We start from the raw sequence: 11228 nt of genomic DNA, 5'->3' as shown, positions 1-11228 counted from the left end.
ACCTTTATTGATTATGGCCTAAGCTTTGTTTCTCCGTGTTTCCCGAAAGAGACACAGCCGCAGCTATTAATGCCTGACCAAAGGCCAATCCCCCATCGTTGGCGGGAATTTGACGGTGGATGAGAACCTCAATGCCTTGCTGTTTAAGCGTTAGAACGGTTTGCTCTAGCAACATCTTGTTCTGAAAGACGCCGCCACTAAGCACAACGTTTGGAGAAATATCGAAAGTATTTCTCAAATGAATAACCATCTCTTTAATGGCTTCAGCAAGACCAAAATGAAATTTTTTGGCGATCACAGTGGCTGGCATACCTGCGGAAAGATCTTCAAGCAAGGCAGACCACATTGGTGTCGGATCTAGCTGGGTCGGAGAGCCAGACCGAATCGCGAATGGATAACCCGTCAATTCTTCATCAGTAACGTCTCTATTTGCGAGAGCTTCCAATTCAATGGCTGCTTGTCCTTCATAGCTTTGTTGATGAATACACACGCTCAATGCTGCGGAAACAGCGTCAAACAAGCGCCCTGCAGAAGAAGACATTGGCGAGTTCAGCCCACTCTCGATCATCGCTTTGAGCGTTTTTAATGCGTTGCCGTCGAGATTAAGCTGAGCATACAACGCATCTTTTTGTTTATTCTCTACATGCCCATGGTTCAACCAAGCAACCAGATTTCGCCAAGCTGGATGATCGCTTGTGTACCACCGGGAAGTGGAACAGGAGAAAGATGACCAACGCGCTGGAAGCCACGATAGTCGGCAAGAAGAAATTCACCGCCCCATATCGTTCCATCTTCACCAAAACCCAAACCATCGAATACCACGCCAAGTACCTTGTCATGCTCTAGAGGCAATAGGTTGTCGCCCATGCAAGCGGCAATATGAGCGTGATGATGCTGAATATTGATGACGGAAGCGTTGTCGAAAGTGGCTTTGGTGTATTTGGTGGCAAGGTATTCAGGGTGACAATCGACCGCGACGCGTTCAGGTTCAAAGCGATACAACGACTGGAAATGGTTTAGCGTTCGTTGAAAATCCTCCCACACTTTTACGCTTTCCAAATCACCGATGTATTGGCTCAAAATAGCACCATGTTCTGACAACAAACAAAACGCGTTTTTCACTTCACCGCCGAGTGCCAATACATTAGGTGATTGCTCAAAGCCTTTTGGCAGAGGGCTCGGACTGGGTGCAAATCCTCTTGCACGCCGAATCACCTGAAGTCCCCGTTGAGTTTGACGCAACACGGAATCATCTGCCCGGCTGACGATATCGCGATCGTGTATCAGCCAAAAATCGGCGATACCTCTGAGGTCAGAAAAAGCGTCTTCGTTGTCGGTGCATTGAGGATTGCCGCTGAGGTTTGCTGACGTCATCACCAAGGGAATATCCGCATCATGACAAAGTAGAAGATGTAACGGTGTTGACGGTAGCATCACACCTAACTCCGTCAAATTGGGTGCTACTGAGGGGGCTATTTTAGATTGAGAAACCTCTTTGCGTGACGCTGTCACAGGTTGTGAAGGCATTATAATGACTGGGCTCGCAGCACTTTCCAAAGAATTAATGCTCTCTGTCGATGGCTGACAATAGGTAAATACCTTTTCCGTGTTCCCTACCATCACAGCAAAAGGTTTCGAAGGCCGCTGCTTGCGACTTCTAAGCTCAGAGACCACATCATCGTTTGTAGCATCACATGCCAAATGAAACCCACCCAACCCCTTTATCGCGACAATTTTTCCCTGCTTCATCAAGCTGGCCGCAGCTTGAATAGCATCGATTGCACCTAGTGAACTTGGTGCTACCTCACTCTGGCTATCATCACATAGCTTGAGCGTTGGGCCGCATTCAAAACAGGCAACAGGCTGCGCATGAAAACGACGATCGGCAGGGTCGCTGTATTCCTTCTCGCAAGCCTTACACAAAGGAAATGTTTCCATACTGGTTTTGGGACGGTCGTAAGGCAATGCACGAATAATGGTGAGTCTGGGGCCGCAATGGGTGCAATTTGTAAAGGGATAACGGTAGCGACGGCTGGTAGGATCGAGCGTTTCTTCAATGCATTGAGAACAAACAGCAGCATCAACAGGAATACCTGCGTTTATTTGGGCAGATTCATCACTCTCAACGATGTCAAAACTGTTTGGTGGTGGAGTACTAAGCGAAACGGCATCCATTTCGACCGACGTGATATTGGCAAGCGGCGGGCATTCGAGCCTTAAGAGCTCGACGAACCGAGTAGCAAGAGAATGATTACACCAGAGTACAACCATCACCCCTTCGCCATCATTCAGTACATGCCCTTTTAGCGACAATTCGCGCGCTACGCGCCAGACGGTAGGCCTAAAACTACCCCCTGAACGACACCGCGGAACCTGATTCGAAATCCTGTCATAACGCCCTATGGCATGAGCAACTGATAAACGCCGCTAAACGCAATTAAGCCGCCGGTCATGGGCATAATAAGTCTTGTCGCCTTATTTCTCGTCCACTGCTCAATCACCAGACTGCTGCGCCATACCCAGAGAAGATGAGCAGTGCTGAAGCGAACAGGAAACCTGAAAAATAACCGGCCACATCCACTGAAAGTGGCATTTCTGTGCCGTGGGCCGCACCATGCAACAGGGCAAACATTGTGGTCATCGGAAGCGTAATGCCCAGAGAAAGTCGCTGACCTGCCACCAGCAAAACACCCAACAATACAATGGAAACGCCAATACCCATTTCGACCAGCGGTAACGCGAAACCTGAAAATGTTAGTACTGCGCCGAAAGCCATCATGGCAAGAAAAACTGACGGTATCATCGAACTACTCTGTTTGATGCCAGCGTCTTTAAGCATGAACGCCCATATGCCAACCGCAACCATGGCAATAAGATGATCAATTCCCGTCAACGGGTGGCTAAAGCCTGCAATAAAACCACTTACATCATGTCCAGTATGGGCAAACGAGCTAAGCGGTATCATGCCACTCAGGATCGCGGCGAGTTTTAATCCATTACCTTTCATCTTCATCCTTCCTATTTCGTTTGACTAACAAATGCGTGGCAATTGATCGCCCGTCAGCATGTCGATCATGCGTTCACTGCCAAAAGAGGTCTTCATCGATACACCAGCACGCGGTCTGATGTCCGTTATCGGTTCAACTCGGCCAATAATGCTGATTGCTCTGCGCCCGGAAGCTTTCTTAATGCGTCGACCGCATGCTTGGCATGTTCCTCTGGAACAATCGCCAGAAACTTCCCTTCATTAGCGAGATAAAGCGGATCCAGACCCAGCAGTTCACACACGCCGCGAACCTCATCTCGGACTGGTATGGCAGATTGATCCAGCATGATCCTTACGCCGCTACTCTCCGCGAATTCGTTCAATACGGTTGCGATACCGCCTCTCGTTGCATCTCGCAGGCAGTGAATTTCGCTCGTACACATCAAGGCACAAACCTCTTGATAGAGGGAGCGGCAATCTGACTCAACGTTCGTATCCAAAACTAAATCACCGCGTGTGGCCATAACCGTTGCGCCATGGTCACCCACCCAACCGTTCACGATAACCACATCTCCTGGTTGCGCCTGAGACACACGAAAATCCATACCCTGAGGAATCACACCGACACCTGCTGTATTGATAAAAAGCTTATCTGCTGCCCCTCTGTGCACCACCTTGGTGTCACCAGAAACAATGGCAACACCTGCTTCATCTGCTGCCTTTTTCATACTGGCGAGAATGCGCCTTAATGTTTCAAGCGAGAGTCCCTCTTCTATGATGAGGCCACATGTGAGGTACAACGGCCTTGCGCCACTCATGGCGAGATCATTGACCGTGCCATTCACTGCCAATGTGCCAATATCACCGCCGGGGAATTCCAAAGGATCAACGACAAAGGAGTCTGTGGTCATCGCCAATCGATCACCAAGTTGCGTTAACTCACTGAGATCAAGACGCGCTTGATCCTCTAACTGAGAGAGATGCGGGTTAGAAAAAGCGGCCACGATTTCCCTTTCGACAAGCTGGCGCATCGCAATCCCACCGCTGCCATGAGCAAGCGTGATGCGCTCAGTATTTTCGGACGACTCAGCGAAAAATTGTTGCTGTTGTAAGGCCATAACTTCTCTCCTTCAATCGCGATTTAAGCTGAGTGCGAGGCATCGACAACAGCAATCCGTTTCTGACCGCTGTCAGGTGCTCGGAAACCATGGTTGTAATAGGCAGAACATGCTCCTTCTGTAGACACCATTAATGCGCCAAGTGGAGACTGAGGCGTGCAGGACTTACCATACATTTGGCATTGCCAAGGACGAATCAGACCTTTGAGGACTTCCCCACATTGGCATGTATCTGGGTCGTTTGAGGATTGACGTGAAACCACGAACTTTTGCTCGGCGTCCCACGCGGCATAGCTCGGACGCAGACGGACGCCCGCATCACCAATTTCCCCGAAGCCTCGAAGCTCTGTAACCGGATACGTGTCATAGACCTTCTTAATGGCGGCTAAACCAGGATCGTTTCCGTTATCTTCCACTACACGTCGATATTGGTTTTCCACATCACAACGTTGTTCGGCAATTTGGGTGACTAACATCAGGATCGACTGAAGAATGTCGAGCGGTTCGAAGCCAGTGATGACAATGGGTTTATCGTAATCCCTTGCGATAAACTCAAAAGGTTCCATCCCTATCACCATGCTCACGTGTCCAGGCGCAAGGAAGCCGTCCAAATTCAGATCTGGCTCATTCAAAATGGCATCAATAGTTGGTGCGGTCGTAATGTGATTACAGAAAAGCGAAAAGTTCGTCAGCCCCTCTTTCTCCGCTTGTAGAACCGTCAAGGCAGTGCTTGGCATGGTGGTTTCAAAGCCGAGCGCAAAGAACACAATATCTTTGTCTGGGTTCTTTCTGGCGAGTTCCAGCGCATCTAACGGGGAATAAACCATGCGGATGTCGCTACCTCTGGCCTTGGCATCAAGCAAGCTACCTTTCAGACCCGGCACACGCATGGCATCACCGAAGGTGGTAAAAATCACATCGGGATTGGCAGCAATCTCTATGCAGTCGTCAACACGTCCCATAGGAAGAACACAGACTGGACAACCTGGCCCGTGCACCATTTCAATACGATCAGAAAGTAGGTTTTCAATACCGTACTTGAACAGCGTATGGGTATGACCGCCACAGAACTCCATCAATTGGAGCGGTCGCATTGGCTTTCCTCGTCGCTGTTCAATGACATTCAACTGGGCATTTATGGCTTCAACAATGCCGCTCACAACATCAGGGTTACGAAATTCATCAACGTACTTCATGATTGTTTCCTTCTTGCCCTTCCTGAGACGTTGAGTGCTTCATGGCATCCAACTCTTCCTGCAGTTCACCAATCTCTGCTAGCAATGCGAGCGTTTTCTCCGCCTCTTCACTATCAATCTTGCTCATGGCAAAGCCAACATGGACCAATACCCATTCACCCACCGTTTCTTCTGGCGACTCACCATTAAGAACACAAGCAATGTTCACGGGCCGGCGCACACCAGATATTTCAACCGTCGCAATGCAATTCGCATTGTCTTGAATCGCAATGATTTGTCCGGGAATTCCAAGGCACATTCGCAATCTCCTTATCTTGTCCCGCTATGAATGGCTCAACTTGTCTTGGTCGAGTCCATAGCGCTCGAGTTTCGCTCTCAGTCCCACACGGGAAAGCCCCAACTCCAGTGCTGCCTTGCTTTTATTCCATCGATGACGAATAAGCGTCTCTTTCAATATCCGTGCTTCCAAACTTTCAACGCGATCTTTCAGACTGCCTTCATCTACTTCGCCGAATACGTCAGCTAACTCGTCACCTAACACACCGGAACATGCTCCTCGGAGAACTTTTGGAGAGAGCAAATCCGCGCCAAGACATGTCGCATCGGTCATAACCAACATCCGCCTAACTTCGTTCTCAAGTTCTCTGACATTGCCCGGCCACGGGTAAGCGACCATGCAGTCCAGTGCTTCTTGAGTAAAACCTTCCACTGCCTTGTCATAAGCCAGCATATGGGTTTTCAGAATGCTGTTTGCGATAACGGGAATGTCCATGCTTCGTTCACGGAGCGGCGGTATGTGCAGCGGTACAGCAGCGAGCCGATAAAACAGATCTTCTCGAAAACGCCCCGCACGCACTTCTTCTTCGAGGTTGCGGTTCGTCGCTGAAATGACGCGAACATTCACCTTACGGCTTCGGTTACTGCCAAGCGGACGCATTTCACCTTCTTGTAAAAAACGAAGCAGCTTGACCTGAAACTCCAGCGAGGTATCGCCAATTTCATCAAGAAATACCGTTCCACCATCGGCTTGTTCCAGCAAACCAATACGTTCAGAGGTGGCACCAGTAAACGCTCCCCGCGTATGTCCGAACAGTTCGCTTTCCAAAAGTTGAACCGGCATGGCACCGCAGTTTTCCGTCACAAAAGGCTTATCAGCACGGTGGCTTGAATAGTGAATCGCGCGGGTAATCAACTCTTTCCCTGTTCCGGATTCGCCCGTCACTAACACGGGTATATCAAAAGGTGCTATTCGTGCGACGTGTTCACAAATCCCTTTCATTGGGCTTTGCTCTGCACAAATAATGTTGTCGAAGTGGTGCCGTTTCTTTAACTCTTCACGCTTACGTTTTAGCTGGTCATCGACTTGGGGCGCAGTGACTTTAAGCTCGACATTAAGAAGCTCGTTTTCTCTTTGCAGCGTATGAAGACGCACGGCATTTTTCAGTGTGAGAATCAGATGCTCAGGCTGCCAAGCTTGGGGATGAAGTTATAAATGCCCGCTTCGTTAATGGCTTTGATAAGGTCGGACGGATCGGTATACGCAGAGATGATAATGCGGATAACGTCAGGCCACTGCTTACGCACTTTGGTCAGAAACGCTGTCCCTGTCATGTCTGGCATACGCTGATCAGAAACCACCACTTGTACGGGGATTTCTGTGAGGACATTCTCAGCATCTAAGACGTTTTCTGCGGTCAAAACCGTGAAGTCTTCTTCGAGGATCCGACGCATCGCATGCAGTGACATCGGCTCATCATCAACAACCAGCACTATAGGTAATCGAGAACTTTGCATAACGACAGCACCCGTTACCTATTTATTTCCCGCTGAATCGAGTCGCTCTTCAATAGCCTCAATCTGGCTGAGAAGAATGGTTTTCTGATGCGTCAGGACAAGGTTTTTCTGCGCGTTTAACCAATCAAACCAATGCTCCATGCCTTCATTCGTCGTTGCAGATAGCTCGATGATTGTGGCATTAGGATTTACCTGATGGATGTGTTCTCTGCAGCGTGCGACATCAAACTGCACATAAGGAAGCAAGTCGATTTTGTTGAGGATCACCAACTCAGCCGCCGCAAACATGTTTGGGTACTTGAGAGGCTTGTCCTCGCCTTCAGTGACGGAAAGAATGGCGACTTTACAATGCTCGCCGAGATCAAATGCCGCTGGACACACGAGATTGCCAACGTTTTCGATAAACAAAAGCGAATTTGGCACTAACTTAAGGTCGTGTGCGGCATGACCCACCATATGCGCGTCTAAGTGACAGCCTTTGCCTGTGTTCACTTGAATCGCTGGCACACCCGTTTCACGGATGCGCTCTGCATCGTTCGTGGTTTGTTGATCGCCTTCAACCACGGCCATCACCAAGGTCTCTTTCAATTGATTGAGCGTGTTGACCAAGAGCGTTGTTTTGCCTGAACCAGGACTGGACACGAGATTCAATGCTAGCTGGCCATTTGTGAGGAAATGGGTGCGGTTTTCCTCTGCATAGTGGTCGTTTTGCGCCAAGATATTTTGCTCGATACTGACCATGCGAGCTTGCGACATGCCCGCCACGTGCACACCCGCAGGGCCTTTTCCATAGTGATGCGTATGACCATGGTGCTCATGGTGGTGATCTTGATGTTCATGATGATGATTTTCGATACTGCTATCTCCGCAGCCACAGACCGTACACATTACTCGACCTCCACATTGGCTATGCGCATTTCTTCACCCGATGATATTGATAGCCCTTGGCTGCCGCATTGTTGGCACGAAGAGTATCGCTCCAGCATGTCTGATGAGCTTTGGCATACCTCGCACCAACCGGTTCCAGATACCAAGGTAATCTCCATTTCAGCATCTTCAGCGACCGTGCCTAGTGCGACAATGGGAAAGCAAAAACGTAACGCTTCAATCTCAACACCTGCGAATTTTCCAATCTCCAATCGCAGTACTTTTACGCGAGAAAAGTCTTGAGTCTCAGCATGTGATTTCAATGTACTGACGATACTTTCGCAGATGGATAACTCGTGCATATCGTGTGTCCCTTGATGCTTGTTTCGCGCTATTTTGGTTTGTTCTACTTGGTGTATGAAAAGGAACAGAGCACGTACTGTGCCAAACACGGGCTGTTGCGTAATTTCAATCGCTAAACCCAATACTGACGCGCCTTCAAAGTAACCATAATAAAACTAGGTATAAACGAAATTTCAACACGCGGAACTGTCATTGAAAGGTAAGTTTCCGATATTCTCAATTTATGGAAACTTTCTAATCAGGTGAGTTTCCGTTTGCCCAAAAGCAAAAAAATCCCCTCATCGCCAAAGCTCAGAAGGGAAAACCGGAAAGAAATTTATAAGACAGGTATACCCATTCAACGTGAAAAAGGAGGCTGTTTGGGTATAGAAAACGACAGTTTCTAAAAGCGTCCTTTTCCTCCTGTGGCGATGTAATCCGCCAATTCCGCTTGTTGCTGACCAATTGCGGTCACGGTGTGATGAACCCGTTTCACGACCGCTCGCATAAAATCAAAGACCAGTTTTGGGTGGGACGTAATTAAAGGGTCAATATCTTCTCGGTGAAAGCAAAGCACAGTCGCTGCTCCGAGAGCCTGCACTGAAATACTCCTTGGTTCACCGTCGATAAAGCTGAGCTCACCAATCAAATCACCTTGATGGAGTGTGTGCAGCAAGTTGATCTTTCCTGAGCTTTTGTTTTCCCGACAAAACGCCAGCCGTCCAGACGTTACGATATAAAAGCTGTTGGCAACATCTCCCGTTCGATAAAGAAACTCTCCATCATTAAGGGATATTTCTGTCGCCGCTTGTTGAGCGAGAATGCTGGCTCCGGACTCCCCTATGTATTGCCCAATCGGCGCTTCCAATATCAGACGTGCAACGTTTTCTTCGTAGGGTATGTTCATGTTGGTATCCTTGTGCATTCAAAAGAGGTTGTTCTCAACGGGTCGACAGATTGCCGTGAGCTCTAAGTATTCTTATCGCGTTCAACATCGTCTTTGCGTTCCGATATGCCTTCAGACAACAAGCCTTCCAGCGCGAGTTTGAGATTGGCATCGGCCTCCTTGGTCAAACCAAGTGAAAGCTCCCAGCTTGTTCCTTTTATGGTCAATAACCAAACATCGGGGAATGACTGATAGCACTGGTGGCACATCGCGACGATGGATTGAACCGATATAGCATGCGAGGTGAAGGAGTCATCCAGCTTTGGCATCACGCTTTCGATTGCATATCGTGACGTTGTCACCTCTTTGGTTGCATCAACAAACAAAACACGCTGATGCCGACGCAGTAAATCCACATCTTCAAAGAAAAGTTGATAGTGCCGGACCAATTTGGCGTTAATTTCTTTCATGGATTCAATCGCATCGACAAATGCCCAACCAAGACCATCATCTTCCCGCCCGACATTACCAATCCCGTAGATCAAATCGAAATCGCTTAAGCGAAGAGGCTTATCTGAACTTTTCATCAATCAGGCGTCCTTTTGCATCAAGCAACGAGATTTGAAGTGGCATTTGTCCCATGGCATGCGTAGCACAGCTTAGGCATGGGTCGTATGCACGGATCCCTACCTCTATCGCATTCATCATCCCTTCGGTGATTTCTGCTTTTCCTGAAATCCAATCCTGCGCAACTGACTGCACAGTACGGTTCATTACTCGATTGTTCTGAGTGGTAGACACAATCAAATTGGCAAACGTCATGTTGCCGGATTCATCTGCACGATAATGGTGAAGCAAAGTGCCACGTGGAGCCTCAACCACACCCACGCCCTCACCTGTCCATGCGCCTTGAGCTGGCGTAATAATGAGGTTGTCACCTTGAAGATCAGGATCGTTGAGCAAGTCTTTGATTAGCTCTGCAGAATGGAGGATTTCAATCGCCCGCGCCCAGTTGGTATGCAGGGTCATGTTGTTGGCTTTTCCCTTGGTATACGCGTGAAAACGCTCCAGAGCTTCTTGCGCCAAAGGCGTGTTGTACTGTCGCGTTACATTCAAACGCGCCAGCGGGCCAACGCGCACAGAGCCAGCTTCCCGTCCCATGGCTTTTAGGTAAGGGAATTTCATGTAACTCCACGCTTCTGTCGCTTCCGAGAAATGGTCAAGGTAATCGTGATAATCGGTTTCTAACACGACATCCTTGTTTTCGTTAATGACACGCATCTTGCCGTGGTAGTAATCCACATCGCCGTTATCATCGACAAGGCACATATCCAGCGCATTGACGACACCAAAGCTATCAATCTCATCGCGATGCTTCTCGTGATAGGCGTAAAACAGGTTGAGTGCGTCCTGCGCATAATCGATGACTTCATCGATCGAAAGCAGATCTTCATTGCCTTTCAGAAACCTATCCCGCTCTGCGATACTGAGATTGTTATTTACCCCACCAGGAATAGAACTGATGCCATGCATCCGTTTGCCCAACACAGCGGCAATCAATTCCTGCCCCCACTTACGCAGCTGGATCACGCGTTTCACCAGCTCGGGGTTGGCTTCGGCGAGCCCAAGGATATTGCGTTTTTCTGGCGCGGATTCGATTCCAAACACCATTTCTGGTGCAATGAGGTAGAAATACGCTGTCACGTGCGATTGCAGTTGTTGCGCGTAATGGCCCAGACGTCGCACTTTCTCCGGCGTCGGCAGCATTTTAATGCCATCTTTCAAACCTACGCCAACCATATCGTCTAACGCTTTGGCACCGCACAGATGGTGACTAACAAAACAGATTCCGCAGATACGTTGCAACAACATCGGAGCTTCCCAATATGGGTGCCCTTGAATGAATCGCTCGAAGCCACGAAATTCAATAACCTGTAATCTGGCATCCGTCACCTTGTTATTGTCGTCTAATTGCAGGGTGACTTTGCCATGTCCTTCTATCCGAGTAACCGGATCAATGACCAGTGTCTTGCTCATTA

The 11228-nt window shown here is 48.8% G+C and carries 11 protein-coding genes and 1 pseudogene; all 12 read right to left on the bottom strand.

Going from position 1 to position 11228, the window contains the following annotated elements:
- Positions 1 to 4: 4 nt before the first annotated feature.
- A pseudogene (gene hypF / locus ATN88_RS25625) lies at positions 5 to 2385 on the bottom strand (carbamoyltransferase HypF).
- A 112-nt stretch (positions 2386 to 2497) separates the two neighbouring features.
- Positions 2498 to 3007 carry a HupE/UreJ family protein gene (locus ATN88_RS18675; RefSeq protein ID WP_198158413.1) on the bottom strand — a complete coding sequence of 170 codons (510 nt, stop codon included), beginning with the start codon at positions 3005 to 3007 and terminating at the stop codon, positions 2498 to 2500.
- 125 nt (positions 3008 to 3132) lie between these two features.
- Positions 3133 to 4104 (bottom strand): hydrogenase expression/formation protein HypE, encoded by a 972-nt coding sequence (hypE, locus tag ATN88_RS18670; protein WP_232313392.1) that lies wholly within the window; start codon positions 4102 to 4104, stop codon positions 3133 to 3135.
- Between the two features lie 23 nt (positions 4105 to 4127).
- Positions 4128 to 5300: a hydrogenase formation protein HypD gene (hypD, locus tag ATN88_RS18665; RefSeq protein WP_067419185.1), complete on the bottom strand. Its 1173-nt coding sequence runs from the start codon at positions 5298 to 5300 to the stop codon at positions 4128 to 4130.
- Complete coding sequence (locus ATN88_RS18660) at positions 5287 to 5598, bottom strand: HypC/HybG/HupF family hydrogenase formation chaperone (protein ID WP_067419183.1); 312 nt, start codon at positions 5596 to 5598, stop codon at positions 5287 to 5289. Before ATN88_RS18660 ends, hypD begins: the two co-directional genes overlap by 14 nt.
- Before the next feature lie 24 nt (positions 5599 to 5622).
- Positions 5623 to 6732, bottom strand: coding sequence for a sigma-54 interaction domain-containing protein (locus tag ATN88_RS18655; protein ID WP_198158412.1), 1110 nt, complete (start codon positions 6730 to 6732; stop codon positions 5623 to 5625).
- A 20-nt stretch (positions 6733 to 6752) separates the two neighbouring features.
- The gene (locus tag ATN88_RS26190; protein ID WP_198158411.1) at positions 6753 to 7094 is read right to left on the bottom strand and encodes a response regulator; all 342 of its coding nucleotides are present in this window, start codon (positions 7092 to 7094) and stop codon (positions 6753 to 6755) included.
- A gap of 18 nt (positions 7095 to 7112) precedes the next feature.
- On the bottom strand, positions 7113 to 7982 hold the full coding sequence (gene hypB, locus ATN88_RS18650) for a hydrogenase nickel incorporation protein HypB (protein ID WP_067419182.1): 870 nt from the start codon (positions 7980 to 7982) through the stop codon (positions 7113 to 7115).
- Positions 7982 to 8323 (bottom strand): hydrogenase maturation nickel metallochaperone HypA, encoded by a 342-nt coding sequence (hypA, locus tag ATN88_RS18645; RefSeq protein ID WP_067419306.1) that lies wholly within the window; start codon positions 8321 to 8323, stop codon positions 7982 to 7984. Before hypA ends, hypB begins: the two co-directional genes overlap by 1 nt.
- Positions 8324 to 8706: 383 nt before the next feature.
- Positions 8707 to 9210, bottom strand: coding sequence for a Crp/Fnr family transcriptional regulator (locus ATN88_RS18640; RefSeq protein WP_067419180.1), 504 nt, complete (start codon positions 9208 to 9210; stop codon positions 8707 to 8709).
- A 62-nt stretch (positions 9211 to 9272) separates the two neighbouring features.
- Complete coding sequence (locus ATN88_RS18635; protein ID WP_067419179.1) at positions 9273 to 9776, bottom strand: hydrogenase maturation protease; 504 nt, start codon at positions 9774 to 9776, stop codon at positions 9273 to 9275.
- On the bottom strand, positions 9760 to 11226 hold the full coding sequence (locus tag ATN88_RS18630; protein ID WP_067419178.1) for a Ni/Fe hydrogenase subunit alpha: 1467 nt from the start codon (positions 11224 to 11226) through the stop codon (positions 9760 to 9762). The genes ATN88_RS18635 and ATN88_RS18630 overlap by 17 nt, the downstream gene beginning before the upstream one ends.
- Positions 11227 to 11228: the final 2 nt, after the last annotated feature.

This window comes from Enterovibrio coralii (assembly GCF_001559595.1).
GTDB lineage: Bacteria > Pseudomonadota > Gammaproteobacteria > Enterobacterales > Vibrionaceae > Enterovibrio > Enterovibrio coralii.
The sequence above is the reverse complement of the archived record's forward strand: the minus strand, read 5'-3'. Positions and strand labels throughout refer to the sequence as shown.